This window comes from Stappia sp. (assembly GCF_048268045.1).
Taxonomy (GTDB): Bacteria; Pseudomonadota; Alphaproteobacteria; order Rhizobiales; family Stappiaceae; genus Stappia.
The window spans coordinates 436,916-457,437 of the sequence record NZ_JBLWWG010000003.1 but is presented as its reverse complement, the minus strand read 5'-3'; the positions used below and the strand labels follow the sequence as shown (position 1 = coordinate 457,437).

General features: G+C 67.8%; 16 protein-coding genes. 4 read left to right on the top strand and 12 right to left on the bottom strand.

Going from position 1 to position 20,522, the window contains the following annotated elements; genetic code table 11:
• Window positions 1-39 precede the first annotated feature (39 nt).
• Window positions 40-819, bottom strand: coding sequence for a carbon-nitrogen hydrolase family protein (locus ACN0WF_RS07155; RefSeq protein WP_417772114.1), 780 nt, complete (start codon window positions 817-819; stop codon window positions 40-42).
• Window positions 820-929: 110 nt separating this feature from the next.
• Between ACN0WF_RS07155 and ACN0WF_RS07150 the strand changes: the two genes are divergently transcribed.
• A complete protein-coding gene (locus tag ACN0WF_RS07150) occupies window positions 930-2,591 on the top strand; it encodes a flavin monoamine oxidase family protein (RefSeq protein WP_417772113.1) in 1,662 nt (553 codons plus the stop codon).
• Window positions 2,592-2,658: 67 nt separating this feature from the next.
• Here the strand turns inward: ACN0WF_RS07150 and ACN0WF_RS07145 are convergent, their stop codons facing one another.
• Complete coding sequence (locus ACN0WF_RS07145) at window positions 2,659-3,864, bottom strand: MFS transporter (RefSeq protein WP_417772112.1); 1,206 nt, start codon at window positions 3,862-3,864, stop codon at window positions 2,659-2,661.
• A 200-nt stretch (window positions 3,865-4,064) separates the two neighbouring features.
• Between ACN0WF_RS07145 and ACN0WF_RS07140 the strand changes: the two genes are divergently transcribed.
• The gene (locus tag ACN0WF_RS07140) at window positions 4,065-5,006 is read left to right on the top strand and encodes a LysR family transcriptional regulator (RefSeq protein ID WP_417772161.1); all 942 of its coding nucleotides are present in this window, start codon (window positions 4,065-4,067) and stop codon (window positions 5,004-5,006) included.
• 118 nt (window positions 5,007-5,124) lie between these two features.
• Here the strand turns inward: ACN0WF_RS07140 and ACN0WF_RS07135 are convergent, their stop codons facing one another.
• Window positions 5,125-6,042 (bottom strand): dihydrodipicolinate synthase family protein, encoded by a 918-nt coding sequence (locus ACN0WF_RS07135; RefSeq protein WP_417772111.1) that lies wholly within the window; start codon window positions 6,040-6,042, stop codon window positions 5,125-5,127.
• Between the two features lie 174 nt (window positions 6,043-6,216).
• Window positions 6,217-6,672, bottom strand: a complete 456-nt coding sequence (locus tag ACN0WF_RS07130) for an Lrp/AsnC family transcriptional regulator (protein WP_417772160.1) — start codon at window positions 6,670-6,672, stop codon at window positions 6,217-6,219.
• A gap of 137 nt (window positions 6,673-6,809) precedes the next feature.
• On the opposite strand from ACN0WF_RS07130, the gene ACN0WF_RS07125 reads away from it, so the two are divergent.
• The gene (locus ACN0WF_RS07125; protein ID WP_417772110.1) at window positions 6,810-10,232 is read left to right on the top strand and encodes an indolepyruvate ferredoxin oxidoreductase family protein; all 3,423 of its coding nucleotides are present in this window, start codon (window positions 6,810-6,812) and stop codon (window positions 10,230-10,232) included.
• Window positions 10,233-10,254: 22 nt separating this feature from the next.
• On the opposite strand, the gene ACN0WF_RS07120 is transcribed toward ACN0WF_RS07125, so the two are convergent.
• From ACN0WF_RS07120 to ACN0WF_RS07095, 6 genes are all read right to left on the bottom strand, one after another.
• Window positions 10,255-10,770 (bottom strand): TRAP transporter small permease, encoded by a 516-nt coding sequence (locus ACN0WF_RS07120; RefSeq protein ID WP_417772109.1) that lies wholly within the window; start codon window positions 10,768-10,770, stop codon window positions 10,255-10,257.
• Between the two features lie 189 nt (window positions 10,771-10,959).
• Entirely contained in the window at window positions 10,960-11,934 is a 975-nt protein-coding gene (locus tag ACN0WF_RS07115) for a TRAP transporter substrate-binding protein (RefSeq protein ID WP_417772108.1), read from the bottom strand.
• A 22-nt stretch (window positions 11,935-11,956) separates the two neighbouring features.
• Window positions 11,957-13,240: a TRAP transporter large permease gene (locus tag ACN0WF_RS07110; protein WP_417772107.1), complete on the bottom strand. Its 1,284-nt coding sequence runs from the start codon at window positions 13,238-13,240 to the stop codon at window positions 11,957-11,959.
• Between the two features lie 10 nt (window positions 13,241-13,250).
• Complete coding sequence (locus ACN0WF_RS07105; protein WP_417772106.1) at window positions 13,251-14,774, bottom strand: amidase; 1,524 nt, start codon at window positions 14,772-14,774, stop codon at window positions 13,251-13,253.
• Between the two features lie 140 nt (window positions 14,775-14,914).
• Window positions 14,915-15,847, bottom strand: a complete 933-nt coding sequence (locus ACN0WF_RS07100; RefSeq protein WP_417772105.1) for a LysR family transcriptional regulator — start codon at window positions 15,845-15,847, stop codon at window positions 14,915-14,917.
• Window positions 15,848-15,979: 132 nt separating this feature from the next.
• Window positions 15,980-16,993, bottom strand: coding sequence for a 1-aminocyclopropane-1-carboxylate deaminase (locus ACN0WF_RS07095; RefSeq protein WP_417772104.1), 1,014 nt, complete (start codon window positions 16,991-16,993; stop codon window positions 15,980-15,982).
• Window positions 16,994-17,132: 139 nt separating this feature from the next.
• Here ACN0WF_RS07095 and ACN0WF_RS07090 point away from each other — a divergent pair, with 139 nt between their 5' ends.
• On the top strand, window positions 17,133-17,609 hold the full coding sequence (locus ACN0WF_RS07090; protein ID WP_417772103.1) for an Lrp/AsnC family transcriptional regulator: 477 nt from the start codon (window positions 17,133-17,135) through the stop codon (window positions 17,607-17,609).
• An 18-nt stretch (window positions 17,610-17,627) separates the two neighbouring features.
• Here the strand turns inward: ACN0WF_RS07090 and ACN0WF_RS07085 are convergent, their stop codons facing one another.
• Together ACN0WF_RS07085 and ACN0WF_RS07080 are read right to left on the bottom strand one after the other, a co-directional pair.
• Window positions 17,628-19,571, bottom strand: coding sequence for an SLC13 family permease (locus ACN0WF_RS07085; protein WP_417772102.1), 1,944 nt, complete (start codon window positions 19,569-19,571; stop codon window positions 17,628-17,630).
• Between the two features lie 196 nt (window positions 19,572-19,767).
• Window positions 19,768-20,520 carry a nucleotidyltransferase family protein gene (locus tag ACN0WF_RS07080; RefSeq protein ID WP_417772101.1) on the bottom strand — a complete coding sequence of 251 codons (753 nt, stop codon included), beginning with the start codon at window positions 20,518-20,520 and terminating at the stop codon, window positions 19,768-19,770.
• Window positions 20,521-20,522: the final 2 nt, after the last annotated feature.

The following is a 20,522-nucleotide window of genomic DNA, read 5'->3' as shown; positions in this document are numbered from 1 at the left end:
GCGCCCGCGCGGCCCGAGCCCGGACCGCTTGTGCCGACCCTACTCCCGAACGGGTTCGCGCCGATCCGCCGCCTGGTTCGACAGGCCCTCCACCGCAAGATCCTCCGCACCCGGCAGCTCGGCGATCAGCAGCGCCTCCGTCACCCCGGCGGAGGCCACGACGCGGGCATCGGGGCCGACGATCACCGAACCACCGCCATAGACAAGCCCGGCCTCCGATCCGCAGTAATTGGCATAGGCGACGCACGCGCGGTTTTCATGCGCGCGTGCTGGCACCAGCACCTGCTGCACATGCTCATAGCCACGCGGATTGGCCGTCGGCACCAGCAGCAGGTCGGCCCCTGCTCCCGCCAGCGCGGCCGCGTGATGCGGGAACTCGATGTCGTAGCAGATGAGCAACCCGGCGCGCCGCCCCTCGAGCGGAAAGACCGCCGGCGCCCTGTCGCCGGCGGCGAAACCTGCCGTCTCCATCGCCCCGTAAAGCTGGATCTTGCGATAATGCGCCAGCATCTTCCCGCCGGCATCGAACGCGGAGGCGGAATTGTAGATGCGCGCACCCGCGCGCTCGGCCCAGCCGAGCGTCACGCCGCAGCCCGCCACGCGGGCAAGGTTGGCAACGCGTGCCATCCAGTCGCCATCGAGCGGCTGCGCCAGCGCGCGGTGCAGGTCCGGGCGGTTGTACCCCGGCAGGAACAGCTCGGGCATGACCAGCATGCGTGCGCCCGCCAGCGCCGAAACCCGCAGCCAGTGCTCGAGCCGGGCGAAAGCCCCGTCCACGTCGCCATCGGCGGAGGGTCCCTGATACAACGCCAGTTTCATGCTTCGGCCTTCCGGAAACGGTTGGCCCGACAATGACATATTTCATAGGATGGAGCCATCGGCCGCCGGCCCACACCCACCACTCCCACCTGCCCGTCCAAGGAGCCCCCATGCATCCGGTCACCGCGTTCGGCCCCGACTTTCCCTTTGCCTATGACGACTGGCTCGGGCACCCCGACGGACTTGGCACCATCCCCGCGGCGCGGCACGGGGCGGAAGTGGCGATCATCGGCGCGGGCGCGGCCGGCCTTGTCGCCGGATACGAGCTGATGCGGCTCGGGCTCAGGCCGATCCTCTACGAATCGGGCCGTTTCGGTGGCCGGCTTCGCTCGGAAACCTTCGAGGGTACGCAGGACGTGATCGCGGAGCTCGGCGGCATGCGCTTTCCGGTGTCCTCGCGCGGCTTCTATCACTATCTCGACCTTCTCGGATGCCGCAGCGAGCCGTTTCCCAATCCGCTGACGCCCGCAGCCGGCTCGACGGTGATCGACCTGGAGGGACGGACGCTGTTCGCCCGCAGCGCCGGGGACCTGCCGGAGCTCTACCAGCAGGTGTCGACCGCCTATCACGCGGCGCTCGAGGAGATCGCCCGCTTTTCCGGGCTTCAGGACGCGATCCGGGCGCGCGACCCGGCGCGCATCAAGGCGATCTGGGACCCGCTGGTGCGCGACTGGGACGAGCGCACCTTCTACGATTTCATCGCCTCTTCCTCGGCCTTCCGCGCCCTCTCCTTCCACCACCGGGAGGTCTTCGGCCAGGTCGGTTTCGGCACTGGCGGCTGGGATTCCGACTTCCCCAATTCCATGCTGGAGATCCTGCGCGTCAACCTGACCGAACTCGACGACAATCAGCGCTATGTGGTCGGCGGCGTCGAGCAGATGCCGCAGCGACTGTGGCGCCTTCCGGCGGATTGCGCCCACTGGCCTCAGGGCACCAGCCTGTCGGCGCTGAACGGCGGGGCGACGCGCGGGCGGGCGGTGCGCATCCGCCGCGAGACGGACGCCTCCGGCCGGCCCGGCGCACTGGCCGTCACCGATCAGTGGGGGCGAAGCGACAGCTACGACGCGGTGCTCGTCACCTGCCAGAGCCACCTCATGACCACCGCCATCGAGGTCGAGGAAGCCCTGTTCGACCAGAAGCTCTGGATGGCGCTCGACCGCACGCGCTACATGCAGGCGGCCAAGACATTCGTCATGGTCGACCGGCCGTTCTGGAAGGACCTTGACCCGGCCACCGGCCGGCCGCTGCTGTCGATGACACTGACCGACCGGCTCACGCGCGGCACCTATCTCTTCGACAACGGGCCCGACAAGCCTGCTGTCATCTGCCTGTCCTACGCCTGGATGACCGACGCGCTGAAGGTGTTGCCGCTGCCGGCGGAGAAGCGTGTCGAACTGGCGCTTTCCGCCCTTCGCCAGATCTACCCGGGCGTCGACATCGCCAGCCACATTCGCGGCAATCCGATCTGCGTGAGCTGGGAGGCGGACGAGAATTTCCTCGGGGCATTCAAGGGCGCGCTGCCCGGGCACTACCGCTACAACCACCGCATGTACGGGCATTTCATGCAGGAGGCTCTGCCGGTCGAGCAGCGCGGCATCTTCATGGCCGGCGACGGGGTGAGCTGGACCCCGGCCTGGGTGGAAGGGGCCGTGCAGACGGCGCTCAACGCGGTCTGGGGCATCATGCATCACTTCGGGGGAGAGACGCCCGCCGGGAACCCCGGCCCGGGCGACCTCTATCCCCGTCTCGGCCCCGTCGCCCTGCCGGACTGACCGATCAGGCCCGGCGCGCGCAAGGCGCCGGGCCTGATCGGTCACGCCGCGGTTCGAAGCGGCCGGCTCATGCGTCGCAGGCGACGACGGCGCGGGCGCGGAGCCTGCCGAGCAGGAGCAGTCCCAGGCCCGAGGCGGCCAGCAGCGCCCCGGCGAGGGGAATGGCCTCGTAGCCGAACCCCATCCGGATGACGGCCGCCCCGACCGCCGCGCCCAGCGCATTGCCGAGGTTGAAGGCGCCGACGTTGATCGATGAGGCCAGCGCCGGGGCATCCTCGGCGGCATGCATCACCCGCGTCTGGACCGGCGGCACGATGGCGAAGGCGGCGATGCCCCAGGCGAGCAGGCCAAGGGCGATGGCCACCTGGCTGGCAAAGAGCAGCGGCAGCACCACCATGATCGCGGCAAGCGCCAGGAGGAAGACCGCGGCCGCCCCGTCGAGCGACCAGACCGACAGCCGCCCGCCGAGCCAGTTGCCGATGGTGAAGCCAACCCCGATCAGCACCAGCGCCAGGGTGACGAAGCTCGCGGATGCGCCGCTCAGGACCTCGAGCGAGGCCGTGACATAGGTGTAGAGCGAGAACATCGCCCCCGCCCCCATCACCGTGGTGGCCATGGCCAGCAGGACGTCGGGGCGCATGAGCACGCTCAACTCGCGGCGGATTTCCGGCTTCCCGCCGGCGGCATCGCGCGGCAGCGCCAGCGCCAGCGCCGCGATTGCCACGAGGCCGAGGACGGCCGTTCCGGCGAAGGCCATCCGCCAGCCGACCTGCTGGCCGATCCAGGTGGCCGCCGGCACGCCGCCGATGTTGGCGATGGTCAGGCCCATGAACATCGCAGCCACCGCGCCGGCGCGCTCTTCCCGCGTCACCATGCTGGCGGCGACAATCGAGCCGAGCCCGAAGAAAGCCCCGTGGTTGAGGCTGGTGACAAGGCGGGAGGCCAGCAGGGTCAGATAGTCCGGCGACAGCGCCGACATGACATTGCCGAGCGTGAAGATGCCCATCAGCAGCATCAGCGCGGTGCGCTTGCCGAAACGGCTGAAGGCGAGCGTCATCACCGGCGCACCGACAAGAACGCCGACCGCATAGGCGCTGACAAGCAGGCCGGCCGTCGGGATCGAGACATCCACGCCCTCGGCGATGACGGGCAGCAGGCCCATCGGCGAGAATTCCGTGGTGCCGATACCGAAGGCACCGATGGCAAGCGCAAGAAGGGCCCAGCGCGCGTGCGGCGCCGGCATGGCCGCGCCAGGGGCGTTGACCGTTTGCATGATGATTTCTCCAGATCCCCGCAGCGCCTGTCGTCAGACGCCGCGCAGCCGGTGGCTCCCGCTCTCGCGCCCGACGGTGCGGGCGGGGCTGAGCCGGGCCGGCTCGTTTCGTTGCCCGGAAGATAGTCGTGCGGAAACGGCTTGATAATCCGCTCGCCAGGCACATTATCTGTGAAACAAATTCACCAAAGGGCCCCATGATGGACAATCGTGCAGGCGAAATGCAGGTCTTTCTGCGCGTCGTCGAGACCGGCAGTTTCTCCGAGGCGGCGCGGCTGATGCGGATGGCGCCCTCGACGGTGAGCAAGCTCGTCGCCCGCATCGAGGCGCGCATGGGCGTGCGCCTGCTCGAGCGCTCGACGCGCCGGCTCCTGCTGACCGCCGAGGGGGAGACCTACTATGAGCGCAGCCAGGCGGTGCTCGCCGAGATCGAGGAGATCGAGCGCGAGCTGTCGCAGGGCGCCAGGGCGGCGGGCGGCACGGTCAGGATCAATGCCTCCGTCGCGCTCGGCACGCTCGGCCTCGAGCCGTTGTTGCCGGCGTTCTGGCGAGACTGCCCCAACATCGTCATCGACCTGTCGCTGTCGGACGAGATCGTCGATCTCTACCTCGACCGGACGGACGTCGCCTTCCGGACCGGCAGGCTGCCGGATTCGCGCATGAACGCGCGGCACATCGGCGTGGCCCATCGCAAGATCGTCGCCGCGCCTTCCTATCTCCAGCGCCACGGAACGCCGCAACGGGCGGAGGATCTTTCCCGGCACAACTGCCTCGGCTTCAACTTTCGCCGCGCCGACCCTGTCTGGCCGCTGACGGAAAGCGGCCGCATCGTCGACCGCACCGTCTCCGGCGCGCTGCTTGCCAACAATGGCGAGACCGTGCGGCGCATGGCGCTCGCCGGAGTCGGCCTCGCCCGGCTCGGCGACTATCACGCACGCGAAGACCTTGAGGCGGGACGGCTGGTGGAGGTTCTCGCCGGGGCGGTCGAGCGCGACGAGGAGGAGATCAACGCCGTCTATCTCGGCGGCGCACGGATGCCGCAGCGGGTGCGCACCTTCCTCGATTTCGTCGTGCCTCGGCTGCGCCTGTTCCTTGCCCCCCAGGCGCGCGCGGACGACACGCCGGAGGCTCCGGCCACCTGAACGGCGCGGCGCGGCGGCCGGTTTCCGGATCAAAACTAAGACCATCGTCGCGCGCAGGTTCGTTCGTTGTGGCGGTCTCGTCACCCGATCACCTGACCCAACTTCATCGGGCCCAATTTCACCGCCCCCAGGTCAGGGCAAGCACGTCAAGGTCGCGGGCAAGCTCGAGCAGGCGTGATTTCGTGCGGTCCGACAAGGGCTTGAGCGGATGGCGCACGGCGTCGCTGCGGATCACCCCGCCCTCGCGAAAGACGGTTTTGGTCGCCCGCAGGCCGCATTGCCGGTTCTCGTGGTTGATGAGCGGCAGGCAGCGCGTCCACTGTTCGAGCGCGGCCCCGGTGTCGCCGGCAAGGTAGTTGGTCACGATCGGCCGGATCCTGTCGGGGAACATGGCCGAAGTCATCGAACCGGTCGCGCCAGCGTCGAGATCGGCCAGCAGCGTCACGGCCTCCTCACCGTCGAAGGGTCCGAGAATGTGGTCGCCCGCCGCCTCGATCAGCGCCGCCAGCTTGTCGGCGGCAAACGGGCATTCGATCTTGAAGTAGCTGACGTTTTCCAGCTCGCGGGCAAGCCGGGCCAGCAGCTCGACCGGAAGCGTCACGCCGGACAGCGGCGCGTCCTGCACCATGATCGGGATCGAAATCGCCTCGCTCGCGGCACGAAAGTGCTCGAAGATGCCCTGCGCCGCCGGAAAGAGGCCGGAGCCGTGGTAGGGCGGCATCATCATCACCATGGCCGCGCCCATGGCCTCGGCATCGCGCGCCCGACCGACGACGATGTCGGTGCTGAAATGGCTGATGGTGACGATCACCGGTACCCGGCCGGCGGTGTGTTCCAGACCGAGCTTCATCAGCCGCGCCCGCTCCTCGTCGCTCAGCAGGAACTGCTCGGAGTAGTTGGCCAGGATACAGATCGCGTCGACGCCCTGGTCGATCATGCAGTCGATGACGCGGCGCATGCCCTCCTCATCGACGCGGCCGTCGTCGTGGAAGGGTGTCGGGGCGACGGGCAGGATGCCGGTGAGCGGTGACGTCATGGCCAATTTTCCCAATCTTTCGTACAGATTTTCGAAATTCTGTCGCGCGATTGCACATCAATGCAGCGCCCGCGCGCCCTAAGCCGCTTGCGCCGACCGTAGCCGGCGAAACGGCCGGCGGCGAGCAAGTCCCCCGGCGAAGGCCGTCCCAGGGCACCCGACGGCTCCCCCCCGTCAGGGGATCTCGCGGGTCTTGATGTTCCTGAGCACGAGGTTGGTCTGGGCGCTCGCCACCGCCGGCAGGCGGAACAGGAATTCCTCGAGAAAGCGATTGTAGGCGGCAAGATCGCGGCACTGAACAACCAGGTGATAGTCGGCCTGCCCCGTGGTCGCGTAGCACTCGCGCACCTCGTCCTTGGTCTGGACGGCGCGGATAAAACCGGCAAGCTGCTCGGGATCGTGGCGCGTCAGATGCACATGCACAACCGCCTTGAAGGCCAATCCGAGCTTTTCCTCGTCGATCGAGATGCCGTAGCCGCGAATGACGCCGGCCTCTTCCAGCGCGCGCACCCGCCGCCAGCAGGAGGACGGCGACAGCCCCACCTCGCGGGCGAGATCGGCGTTGGAAATGCGGCTGTCGCGGCGCAGAAGCTCGAGGATACGCCGGTCGGTTCTGGCGATTTCTTCCATGATAATATCTTTCAAGATATATGATTTTCCCGACATGAATTGTCACGAAATCGCGGAATGATCCAGATATTTGGTCTGATTTTTCGCCTATCCTGCGACACCCTCACCAGATGCACACATTCCGGGAGGGTCTTGCCGTGAGCGACAGCGACCGAAAGCTTGACGACTACCGCCTTGCCGACCGCTACACGCGCCGGTCGGGTCGGGTGTTCCTGACGGGAACCCAGGCTCTGGTGCGCGTGCTCCTCGACCAGGCGCGGCGCGACCGGGAGGCCGGGCTCAACACCGCCGGCTTCGTTTCGGGGTATCGCGGCTCGCCGCTCGGCGGCGTCGACCTGGAGATGTGGCGCTGCAAGGACGCGCTGAAGCAGGCGGCCATCGACTTCATGCCGGCGGTCAACGAAGACCTTGGCGCGACGGCGGTTCTCGGCGCCCAGCAGGCCAGCCTCGACCCGCGCTGCGAGGTCGAGGGCGTGTTTTCCATGTGGTACGGCAAGGGCCCCGGCGTCGACCGCTCCGGCGATGCGCTGAAGCACGGCAACGCCTACGGCTCCGCGCCGAAGGGCGGCGTGCTCGTCGTCGCCGGCGACGACCACGGCTGCGTCTCCTCTTCCATGCCGCACCAGTCGGACGTGGCCTTCATGTCCTGGTTCATGCCGACGCTCAACCCGGCCTCGGTGGAAGAATTTCTCTCCTTCGGCGAATACGGGCTGGCGCTGTCGCGCTTTTCCGGCACCTGGGTCGGCTTCAAGGCAATCTCCGAGACGGTGGAATCGGGCCAGTCCCTCACCCTTCCCGACGACCGCGACTTCGTCATCCCCCCCTTCACCCCGCCTCCCGGCGGGCTGCACGTACGCCTCTCGGACCTGCCGAGCGCGGAAATCGAGACCCGCATCGGCGCCAAGCTCGACGCGGTGGAGGCCTTCGTCGAGGCGAACCCGATCGACCGGCGCATCTACGACATCGAGGATGCGCGCTTCGGCATCGTCACCACCGGCAAGGGCCATCTCGACCTGATGGAGGCGCTGCGCCTGCTGGGGCTCGACGAAGCCGCCTGCCGCAGGCTCGGCATCGACATCTACAAGGTCGGCATGGTCTGGCCACTGGCGCGCCGCGACGCGCTCGCCTTCGTCCGCGGCAAGAAGGAAGTGCTCGTCGTCGAGGAAAAGCGCGGCATCATCGAGAGCCAGTTCAAGGAATATTTCTACGACTGGCCCGGCGACAAGCCGGAGAAGATGGTCGGCAAGCACCGCGCCGCCGGCGATCCGCTGCTGCCGTGGACCGGCGAGCTCAGCCCGCTGGAGCTGGTCCCCGTCGTTGCCGAACGTCTCGACCGGTTCTTCCCCCAGGAAAAGCTGCAGGAGCGCGCCCGGACCCTGACGGCGACACCCGCGCCGGTGCTTTCCGTGCCGGGCGCGACCCGCACCCCCTATTTCTGCTCGGGCTGCCCGCACAACACCTCGACCAAGGTGCCCGAGGGAAGTCAGGCCAACTCCGGCATCGGCTGCCACGTCATGGCGAGCTGGATGAACCGCGACACCGCCGGCTACGCCCAGATGGGCGGCGAGGGCGTGCCCTGGGTGGCGGCATCGCGCTTCACCGGCAACCGGCATGTGTTCCAGAATCTCGGCGAGGGCACATGGTATCACTCCGGCAGTCTGGCGATCCGCCAGGCGGTCGCGGCGAAGACCAACATCACCTACAAGATCCTCTACAATGACGCCGTCGCCATGACCGGCGGCCAACCGGTGGACGGACCGGTGAGCGTCTCCGGCATCGCCCAGACCTGTCGCGCCGAAGGGGTGGAGCGCATCGCCCTCGTCTCCGACGACATCGGCAAGTTCTCCGGGGCCGACCTGCCCTTCGGCACCACCTTCCACGACCGGGCCGAAATGGACGCGGTGCAGCGCGAACTGCGCGAGGTGAAGGGCGTCAGCGTCCTCATCTACGAGCAGACCTGCGCCACCGAGAAACGCCGCCGGCGCAAGCGCGGCAAGATGGAGGATCCAGCCCGGTTCGCCGTCATCAACGACCTCGTCTGCGAGGGCTGCGGCGACTGTTCGGTCGAAAGCAACTGCCTCAGCGTCGAGCCGGTGGAGACCGAGTTCGGCCGCAAGCGCAAGATCAACCTGTCGAACTGCAACAAGGACTTCTCCTGCCTCAACGGCTTCTGCCCGAGCTTCGTCACGGTGGAAGGGGCGACGCGGAAAAAGCGCGGTCCGCTCGATCTCGATCTGGCGGCCCTGGCCGCCACGCTGCCCTCGCCGGCCCTGCCGGATCTCAACGAGCCCTTCGACCTTCTGGTCGCCGGCGTCGGCGGCACCGGCGTCGTCACCGTCGGCGCGCTGATCACCATGGCCGCCCACCTGGAAGGCAAGGGCGCCAGCGTCCTCGACTTCACCGGTTTCGCCCAGAAGTTCGGAACGGTGCTCGGCTATGTGCGTCTGGCGGAAACGCCCGGAGCGATCAACCAGGTCAGGATCGGCAACGGCTCGGCCGATGCGGTCATCGCCTGCGACGCGGTCGTCGCCTCCTCGCCCAAGGCCTCGGTGCTGTTTCGCCACGGCTCGCGCATGGTCATGAACCTTGCCGACATCCCGACCGGCGATCTTGTGCTCAACCGCGACGCAAGCCTCAACCTCGTGGCGCGCGAGGCGCTCGTCGCGCGGACGGTCGGGGTGGAAAACCTCTGGTCGCTCGACGCCAACACGCTGTCGGAAAAAGTGATGGGCGACGCCATCTTCGCCAACATTATCCTGCTCGGCGCGGCCTGGCAGCGCGGCATGGTGCCGGTCGGCCGCACCGCGCTGATGAAGGCCATCGAGCTCAACGGCACGGCGGCGGCGCTGAACGTGCGTGCATTCGACCTGGGTCGACTGATGGCCGCGACCCCGGACAGGATCGAACCGCTGCTTGGCGCGAGCGAGCGTTTCACCGAGACCACGGAAGAGATCATCGACCGCCGCGCCGCCTTCCTCGCCCTCTATCAGAACCGCTCCTATGCCGAGCGCTACCGGACGCGGCTTGCCGAATTTCGCAAGGCGCTGCCGGCGGAAGCACCCGAGGAGATCATCGCCGCGGCGGCACGCGCCCTGTTCAAGCTGATGGCCTACAAGGACGAATACGAGGTCGCCCGACTGCACACGCAAACGGGTTTCGCCGAGACGCTGAAGGAGACGTTCGAGGGCGATTTCAAGGTGAACTACCACTTCGCTCCGCCCTTCCTGCCGTCGTCGCGCGATGCGCGCGGCCGACCGGGAAAGCGCAGCTTCGGGTCGTGGATGACGCCGGTGCTGAAGACGATGGCCCGCTTCAAGGGCCTGCGCGGCACGCCCTTCGATCCGTTCGGCTACACCGCCGACCGCAAGCTCGACCGGGAGCTTCTTGGCTGGTACGAGCGCGTTCTGCGCGACATTGCCGCCGACTACGAACGGCTCGGCGCGGACACGGCGCGCGACATCGCCGCCGCCCCCATGGAGATCCGCGGCTATGGCCCGGTGCGCGAGGAGGCGGCGAAAAAGGTCACCGCGCGCACCGAGGAGGCGCTGCGGGCGGCGTGACGAACGGCGCCGGCGGGCCGCTTCAGCGCGCCGCCGGCTCCTCGCCCATCGCGGCCCAGCGGGCGGCGAGATGGATCAGGATGATCGCCATCGACAGCGGCACGGCGGCGGCGATCCAGACCATCGGGATGCCGAGCGTGTCGGCCGTCAGTCCCGCCTGGCGGGCGAGATAGCCCTTGGCGAAACCGCCGCGCAGACCGATGAAGCAGAAGTACAGAACCGGGCCGACGAAGACGACGACGGCGGCGCTCTGCAGCGCTTCGGCAAGATATCCGAGCAACCGCGGGCGGGCGGGAAAGACGCTGTTCAAAAGCACCGCGTCGGCGCGGGTCTTGAAGGAAAGCGTCGCGCCGAGCAGGCCGGTCCACACCATCATGTAGCGGGCGACATCCTCGGTCCAGACCGGCGGCGCGGAGAAGATGTAGCGCGCCACCACCTGGACCATCACCGTGGCGAACATGATGACGAGCGCGAGGATGGCGGCACGCCGCGCCAGCGCGTGAATGGCATCGCTCAATCCGATGACGAGGCGTCGCATGTTCGTGGGTCCCGGCTCTTTGGTTGCAGGTCGCGACGGGCCGGGGTGCGGCCCGCCGCCATGGTGTTTGTCGGCTCAGCGGGTGCTTCGCGGCGGGCCGGGGTGCGGCCCCCCACCGTGGTGTTTATCGGCCCAGCGGGTGCTTCGCGGCGGGCCGGGGTGCGGCCCCCCACCGTGGTGTTTGTCGGCTCAGCGGGTGCTGTCGGTCAGGTCGGTCCAGCGCTTGACAGCATCCTCCGGCATCAGCCCGGAGGTGTAGACCTTTTTCGACAGGTCACGGAAAGCGGCCCGCTCCTCGCCGCTCAGCCGCTGAACGGTGACACCGGCGTTTTCCAGGGCCTCGAGCGAGGTCACCGCGACGCGATCGAGCCAGGCACGGGTCGCGGCATTGGCGGTCTCCACCGCCTTGTCGACGGCCACGCGATCCGCATCCGAAAGACCGTCGTACCAGCCCTTCGACACCATGACGGCGCGCAGGGGAATGATGACCCCCGCATCGGCGAAGTTCTTCACGATGTCGGTCTGGCCGAACATGATCGGCACGAAGGCCGAGTTCAGGTAGCCGTCGACAATGCCGGTCTGCAGACCCGCCGGAACGTCCGACCAGGGCACGATGACGCCGGCGGCACCCCAGGACTGGTAGAGCGCGATCTGCGCGTCATCGAGGGCACGCATGCGCAGGCCCTGCATGTCGGCCGGCGCGCGCACCGCCTGGCTCGTGGTGATGATGCCGGACGACGGGCCGAGCGGCACCAGCGCCAGCAGCTTCACGTCCTGGGCGGCAATCGCCTCGTTGACCGTCTCGATCACCTTGCCGGCCGCCAGCGCCCGGTACATGTGGGCAACGTCGTCGAAGATGTAGGGAAGGCGGACACCGTAGATGAAGGGATCGATCTGCCCGACCGAGCGGACATCGGACAGCGACACCTCGAGCAGGCCGATGGAAAGCTGGTCGAGCTTTTCCGCCTCGTCGCCGATGGAGCCGCGCGGCATCTCGCGCACCTCCATGCCGGCGGCCGTGAGCGCCTCGCCGAAGGCATGGGCCCAGTTGTAGGAGCCCGACGTCTCCAGATCCGGCTTGGTGTCGAGCGCGATCTTCACCTCCGCCGAGGCGGGGCCGGCGGCGAGCAGCAGGGCGGCGAGTGCGACTGCCTTGAGTTTCATGGTCATTCCTCCCAGTTGACGTTCAGTTCACGGCGAAGCCGAAGAAGCGCGGCAGGGCAAGGCTGAGCTCCGGCCAGTAGGCAAGGGCGGCGAGCAGCAGCACCTGCACCGCCACGAAAGGCAGCGTCGCCAGGGCAAGCCGCCAGTAGTTGACGCCGGTCAGCGCCGACACCACGACCAGGCACTTGCCAAGCGGGGGCGTGATCAGGCCGATGCAGAGATTGAAGCTCAGCACGATGCCGAGATGAACCGGGTCGATGCCCTGGGCCAGCGCCTGCGGCGCGAAAAGCGGCACCAGCAGCGACAGGGCGACGGGCGTGTCCATGAACATCCCGGCCACAAGGAAGACCGCGAGCAGGAAGAACAGATAGCGCGCGCCGGAGAGGCCAAAGCTCTCGACCCAGCTTGCCAGCGCCTGCGACCAGCCCATCTGCCCGGCGAGATAGCCGAGCACGGAAATCGCCGCCAGGATGATGAAGATGGTACCGGTGAGCTTGGCCGTCGCCTCGACCGCGTCGATCAGCATGCGCCAGCTCAACCCGTCGTAGAAGCGCCCGGCCACGAGCGCGCAGAGCACGGCGATGGCCGAGCCTTCCGTCGGCGTGGCAAAGCCGAAAACCAGCGAACCGAGGATCACGACAGGCAGGCAGAGCGCGGGCGCGGCGCGCAGCAGGCTCGGCCAGAAGGCGGGAATGTCCGCTCCCTCGCCGCCCGGATGGCCCCGCCAGTGGGCGATGATCGCGTTGAGCGCCATCAGCGAGGCGGCGAGCAGCAGGCCCGGAATGACGCCGGCGACGAAAAGCGCGGCGACGGACGCGCCGGTCAGGCCGCCGTAGATGATCATGATGATCGAGGGCGGAATGATCGGCCCGATCATCGAGGAGGCGGCGGTGATCGCGCCGGCATAGACCTTGTCGTAGCCGCGCTCCGCCATCGCCGGCACGAAGGTGCGCGACAATGCGGCCGCATCGGCCACGGCCGAGCCGGAAATGCCGGCGAAGAAGACGCTGGTCAGGATGTTGACGTGGCCGAGACCGCCGCGAAACCGGCCGACCAGCGACAGCGCGAAATCGATGAGACTGCGCGTCACCCCGGCGCGGCTCATGATCTCGGCCGTCAGGATGAAGAGCGGCATCGCCATGAAGGCGAAGACATCGAGCTGCGCGAAGATGCGCTGCGGCAGGATCGACAGGTACTGGGCCTTGTCGGCCGCGATGAAAGAGACAACCGACACCGCTCCCATCAGGTAGGCGAAGGCGGTGCCGCTGACGAGAAGCGCGGCGAAGACGAGGGCGACGACCCACATGGCGGTCCGATCAGACGGCTGTTGCGGCGGCGGCGGCCGGGCGCGTGCCCGTTCCGTCGGCCGGATGGGTGACAATGGAGGTGAGGTCGGCGCGCGCAGTGCGCAGGCGATCAAGATCCGGGCGCGGACGCGCCGTCTCCGGGTCGCGCGCCAACAGCGCCTCGAGGGCAAACCCAGCGGCCAGAAGATCCTCGTCGCCGCGTACCCGGCCAAGCACCTGCAGGCCGAAGGGCATGCCCTCGCCGTCGAGACCGGCCGGCAGGGTCAGCGCCGGACCGCCGGACAGGGACCCGCGATAGGTGAGCGACAGCCAGCGGTAGTAGATGTCCATCGTCCGGCCGTCGATCTGCGCCGGATAGTGCTCGCTCCAGGGGAACGGCGAGACCGGAACGGTCGGCATCAGCACGATGTCGACCTCGCGCATCCGCGCATTGAAGGCGCGCAGGATGCGTGTCTGCTCCAGATGCGCCCAGGCCCGGTCGGCAAGGCTCATGCCCCGCCCGAGCTCGACGTTGGCGGCGATGTGGGGACCGAAGGTCTCCGGCGCCTCGGCGAAGACCTTGTCGAAGGCGGCGAGGAAGCTCTCCGCGCGCAGGATGTCGAACGCACGGTCCATGTCGCCGAGGTTCATGTCGAGCGGCCGGCACTCGGCCACATGCGGAGCGATGGCGGCGACGCGGCGGCGAAACACCTCGCGGATGCCCGGGTCGACCGCCGCTCCGCCGAAATCCTCGCTGTAGCCGACACGCAGGCCCGACAGCGCGGCCGGGGAGATCCGCGCGAAGCGGTCCGGGGCGGAGGGGGCCGAGAGCGGATCGTCCGGATCGTGACCCTGGATGACGTTGAGCATCATCACCAGATCACCCATGTCGCGGGCCATCGGGCCGAGCACCGAGATGGTCGACCAGCCGAGCGGGCGTGCCGGATGAGCCACCACATCGGCCGAGGGACGATAGCCGACGACGCCGCAAAGTGCCGCAGGCAACCTGAGCGAGCCGCCCGTGTCGGATCCCGTGCATAGCGGCAGCAGGTCGACGGCGAGCGCCGCCGCCGATCCACCCGAGGAACCGCCAGCCAGACGCTGCGGATCGAAGGGATTGCCCGTCGCGCCCCAGACGGGATTGCGCGAGTTCCCGCCGGCGCCAAACTCGGGAACATTGGTCTTGGCCAGCACGATCGCGCCGGCCGCGCGCAGCCGCGCCACCATCAGCAGGTCAGCCTGCGCCACATTGGAACGAAAACGCGGGCTGCCGTGGGTGGTGAGCAGACCCTCGGCGTCCTGGAGGTCCTTGACGCCGATCGGCAGGCCGTCGAGCGGCCCCAGCGGCTTGCCCTCGCGCCAGCGCTTCGTCGCGGCGGCAGCCTCGGCGCGGCCGCGTTGCGCGTCAACAACGGTCAGCGCATTGACCGCAGGGCCGACATCGGCGATGCGCGCCAGGCAGGCCTCGACGAGATCGCTCGGCGTGAAAGCGCCGGACGCGAAACCCTTGACGAGATCGATTGCCGACAGCTCGACGAGCGATCCGGCGTTCATTCTGTGGAACCGCTGGCACGGAACGTTGAACCGGTCATGCCGGGCCTCCCTCCAAAATCTTTTATTTTGCTAATGGCTACACAGGAGGGCCTGGGAGAAATAATGAGTAATCCGCAAGAGGCCATAACCAAAAGGAATTGTCAGAGCTGACTTGTCGTCTGGCGAAGGCAATTCAGGAACAGCTCGGCGGTGCCGTTGGTCTCGAACTGGTCGCGGCGCCAGAAGCAGCGCGCCTCCGACAGGAGGCCGTCGATGTCGAGCGGCAGCACGACGAGATCACCGCGAAGCGCGTGGCGCTGCGCCAGGCCTTGCGGAAACACGCCAAGCGCCGGCATCCGTCTCAGGATCTCCAGATTCAGCGTCAGCGAGACGGAAGCGATTGTGTTTTCCGGCGTGCCGAGGCCATTGCCGGCGAAGAAGGCGTCGAGCGCCCGGCGCGCCACGGACTCCGCCTGCGGCAGGATCCAGAGGTTGTCGGCAAGGTCGGCCCATTGCGGCGCGGGGTTGCGCGCCAGCGGATGGTCGACGCCGGCAACGACGACGACGGGTTCGCGAAACAGCACCATCTGCTCGATCCCCGGCAGCTCCTGCGGATGCCAGATGCGCGCGATCAGAAGATCGATCGTGCCGGCCTCGAGCTGTGGGAAAAGCGAGATGAAATGCCCCTCGGTGACGGAAACGCTCGTCGCCGGGGCGCTACGCTTGAACAGGGTGATCGCCGCCGGCAGCAGCGTCGGCGACACGGAGCTGACCGCGCCGATGGAGACGGCGCCGGAGACGCCGCTCGCCATGGCGGTCACGTCGAAGGCGGCCCGGTCCACCTGGTTGAGAACCTGCCGGGCATGTTCGGCGAGCCGACGGCCGACGGCGGTCAGATGCAGCCGGTTGCGGTCGCGCGCGACGATGGGAACACCGACGAGGTTCTCCAGTTCGGCGATCTGCTTGGAGACGGCGGGCTGGGTGACGCCGAGCATCTCGGCGACGCGCGCGACAAGACCCAGTTCCGACAGCGCGGCGATGATGCGCAGATGCCGAAGCGTGAGCGCGCTCTTGAAATGCTTGCCGTCGACCACCGTGACTTCCCCTTGCAGGCGCGGATGCGCCGGGCCTTTCCTTATCAGGCAAGGCGGACATGGGGAAACCGCGCGCGGCGCATCCGCAAGAAAGACGGCGGCGGCCGGGGCCGCCGCCGCAGGCGGGGAGGATCAGCCGTCCTTGTAGTAGTAGCTGTAGCCGTTGAGCGCCGGGGCGCCGCCAAGATGGGCGTAAAGCACCTTCGAGCCCTCGGGGAAGTAGTCCTTGCCGATGAGATCGATCATGCCCTGCATCGACTTGCCCTCGTAGACCGGGTCCGTGATCATCGCCTCGGTGCGGGCGGCGAGACGGATCGCATCATTGGTCTCCTGGGAGGGAACGCCGTAGGCCGGATAGGCATAATCGTTGAGGATGACGATCTCGTCCTCGCGCACGTCCCGGCCGAGCTTCACGAGGGACGCGGTGTTGTCGACGATCTCGCGCACCTGGGCGCGGGTCTGCTCCGGGGTCGCGGAGGCGTCGATGCCGATCACCCGGTCGGCGCGGTCCTGCGCGGCGAAGCCGACGATCATGCCGCCCTGAGTGGAACCGGTGACCACGCAGACGACGATGTAGTCAAAGGTGAAGCCGAGCTCCTCCTCCTGCTTCGCCACCTCCTCGGCGAAGCCGACATAACCGAGTGCGCCGTATTTGTGCACCGAGGCGCCGGCGGGAATGCCGTAGGGAACGCCACCGGCATCGCGCACCGACTGCATGGCGTCTTCCCAGCTCTGGCGGATGCCGATGTCGAAGCCGTCCTCGACGAGGCGGCTGTCGGCGCCCATCAGTCGGGTCATCAGGATGTTGCCGACCCGGTCGTAGACCGCATCGTAATGGGGCACCCACTTCTCCTGCACCACCACGCATTTCATGCCGATCTTGGCGGCGGTCGCCGCGACCATGCGGGTGTGGTTGGACTGGACGCCCCCGATGGAGACGAGCGTGTCGGCGCCCGACGCGATCGCGTCGGGGACGATGTACTCCAGCTTGCGCAGCTTGTTGCCGCCCATGGCGAGACCCGAGTTGCAGTCCTCGCGCTTGGCATAGATCTGCACCTTGTCGCCAAGCGCCGCGCTGAGGCGCGGCAGATGCTCGATCGGCGTCGGGCCGAAGGTCAGCGGATAGCGTTCGAACTCTTCAAGCATGCAGGCGTTCTCCGGTTGGCACTGGAAAAACGCTAACAGAAAGCGCGTGAAAGAGGCTTTCGAACTTGCTCTTCCGTTTTTGTCAATTTCCTTCATTATCCAACTTCATGACAGAAATTAGAAAATCTTACGGAAAAATATGAAAGAAACTTTCACGAGCGAACTCGACCGAATTGACCGCAACATCCTGCGCGCGTTGCAGGAGGATGGCAGGCTTTCCAACGCGGATCTGGCGAAGAAGGTCAATGTCAGTGCGCCAACATGCCATCGGCGCACGCAGCGGCTCTTCGAAGAGGGTTATATCGCCGGCGTGCGCGCCCAGGTCGCCCCGCAGGCGGTGGGACTGGGCGCGGTGGTGATGGTTGGCGTCGTGCTCGACCGGTCGACGCCGGAGAGCTTCGCCGCCTTCGAGCAGGCGGTATCGGGCCTGCCGTTCGTGCTCGACTGCAATCTCGTCGCCGGCGACTTCGACTACCTGATGAAAATCCGGGTGCGTGACATGAGCGACTTCAACCGCCTGCACGGGCAGACGCTGATCGCCCTGCCGGGCGTGCGCCAGACCCGGACCTTCTTCGTCATCAAGGAGGTGAAGGACAACGCCCCCCTGCCCTTCTGACCCCTCGCCCGCCGTAGGCTAAAGCTGCCAGACGAAGAGCAGAACTGGAATGCTGACAAGGACGACGAGCGCCTCGAGCGGCAGGCCGAGACGCCAGTAGTCGCCGAAGGAAAAGCCGCCGGGGCCGAGAATCAGCGTGTTGTTCTGGTGGCCGATGGGCGTCAGGAAGGCACAGGAGGCGCCGATGGCGACGGCCATCAGGAAGCCGTCGGGAGCAACCCCGAGCGAACCGGAAATGCCGATGGCGATCGGGCACATGACGGCGGCGGTGGCGGCGTTGTTCATCACGTCGGACAGGAACATGGTCACGACCAGCACCACCGTCAGGGCGACGATGGCATTGCCGCGCGCCACGGTGGAGACCAGAACGTCGGCGACGAGACGCGCGGTGCCGGTTTCCTCCATGGCCCCGGCAACGGGAATGAGCGCGGCGAGCAGCACGATCACCGGCCAGTCTATCGAGGTATAGACCTGGCGCAGCGGCACGGTGCGCAGGACCATCGAGGCCAGCACCCCGGCGGCGAAGGACACGGCGGCCGGCAGCAGACCCAGCGCGGCGATGAGAATGGAGACGCCCATGATGATCGCGGCGGTCCAGGCGCGCCGCGCATCGGGAATGCGCAATTCGCGCTCGGCCAACGGCACGCAGCCGGCGTCGGCGGCGAATTCGGAGAGCGCCTCCGCCGGGCCCTGCATCAGCAGCAGATCGCCCGGCTCGAGCCGCATGGTGCGCAACCTGGCCGTCGAGCGGCGCCCGCTGCGCGACACGCCGAGCAGGTTGACGCCGTAGCGCGAGCGCAACGCCATGTCGCGCGCCGAACGGCCGACGACCTGGGATTCCGGCCGCACCACGAGCTCGCGCAGCACCATGTCGTCGCTTTCGCTCGAACGGGTCGTCTCCTCGCCGTCCTCGCCAGCATCATCCGACTTGCCCGACTTCTCGCCGGAAACCGCCTTGGCGGAGGTTTTGGCCGAGGCCTTTACCACTGCCTTGACCTTCTCCTTCGGCTTTTCCGGCGTGGGGCCTTCGGGTGCGGCCTTCTCCGTCTCCGCGGTGTCCTCGCGTTCAGGCTTCTTCTGCTCCTCGAGCTTCAGACCGAGCTTGGAGAGCGCATCGGCGATGCCCTCGACATCGGCCTCGAGAACCAGAATATCGCCGGCGCGCACCCGGCGTCCGCCGTGGGGAACCCCGACGCGCACCTCGTTGCGCACGAGGCCGACGATCTGGCCATCGGCCCGCTCGATCTCGTCCTCCAGCGCCCGCAACGTCATGCCGACGGCCTTGCTGCCCTCGGGAACACGTGCCTCGGTGAGATAGCCGCCGATCTCGAAGCTCTCGCCGGCGGCGGCCTTCTTCACCGGCACCAGACGCCAGCCGATAAGAGCGACGAAGGCAACACCGGCGAGCGCGACGCTGAGCCCGACCGGAGTAAAGTCGAACATGGAAAAGCCGCCCGCACCGGTCTGGGCGCGAAAGCCGGAGACAATCAGGTTCGGCGGCGTGCCGACGAGCGTCGTCATGCCACCGAGGATGGTCGCGAAGGCAAGCGGCATCAGAACCTGACCGGGAGAAAGATCCAGCCGGGGCGCAAGCTGGAGGCAGACCGGCATCAGCAGCGCCATCGCGCCGACGTTGTTCATGACGCCCGAGAGCGCCGCCCCCAGCGCCATCAACGCGGCGAGCGTGGCGGTGCGGCCCGCCTCTCGCGGCAGCACCGTGCGGGCGAGCACGTCGACGGCCCCGGAAAGCTGGAGGCCCCGGCTCAACACCAGCACGCAGGCAACCGTGATCACCGCCGGATGGCCGAAGCCGGAAAAGGCACTATCGGCCGGTATCAGCCCGGCGACGACACAGGCGATGAGCGCGGCGAGCGCCACCACGTCATGGCGCAGGCGCGCGGACAGGAAGAGCCCCATTGCGAGCGCAAGGATCGTCAGGATCAGGATCTGGTCCGTGGTCATGAGCGGGGCTGATCTCCATGCGGTCGGGCGCAGGGCGCCAGCGGACGAGGGAAAAACGAAACGGCTGCCGTCTCCGTGCGGGAGGCCCAAGACACCGCCCGACAGGGTCGGAGCCAAAGACGACCGCAGGTCATAACACGCAGCACAGCGATATGTTCCAGGCCTTTGTCCAGACGCGCACCGCCACGGCGGCCGATCAGGGGCGCAGCCAATCGCGCCCGACTGCGTGCGACGGCTGCCCTTCACACGCCGCTAGTGCATCCGCATCCGCCTGCAGCGTATCCGGCCAGGGCACGACCTCCAGCTCCCGCCACAGCGCCTTCATGCGCTCGGCTTTCGCCGCATGGGTCGCACTGTTGTCGAGCGCGGGATTGGGCACGATGCGCATGGCGAAGATATCGGCCAGGCCGAAGGGGGCGGCGATGTCGAGCCGCCCGTCGGCCTCGAGGCGCACGGCGACCGCATGGGTTCGGCTGGCGTAGTTCAGGAGCGCCTGGTCGGTGCAGGCAAGCTGCGGATAGGGCTGGCCGAATTTCTCCGGGAACCAGAGATGAACGCGCGCCTGGTTGCGCACCTCCACGGGAAAGGAAAACCCGTCGAAGCGCCGCGCGGCGCGGCGAATGACCCTGTCCTCGGCCGCGAAACCGCGATCGCAGGCGTCGAAATAGAGAAGGTCGAAATCCCGGATGCCATGCCCCGCGGGGCGGCCGGTCAGAGCGTTCCAGACCGTCTGGTAGATGGCACCGCTCGCCAGACGCCAGTCGGGCAGCGCCAGGCTGCGGGCGAGATGGAGGGCGCGCATCACCGCTTCGTCGGTGCGCAGAATCAGTTCGAGCATCTTGCGCCGCTCGTCCTCGCCCGAGCGGGTCGGATCGCCCAGCACCTCACGGCCAAGCGGCAGGCCGGCGGCAAGGTCGGTGCGCGGTTCGGGCGATGGACGGGGCGTCATGG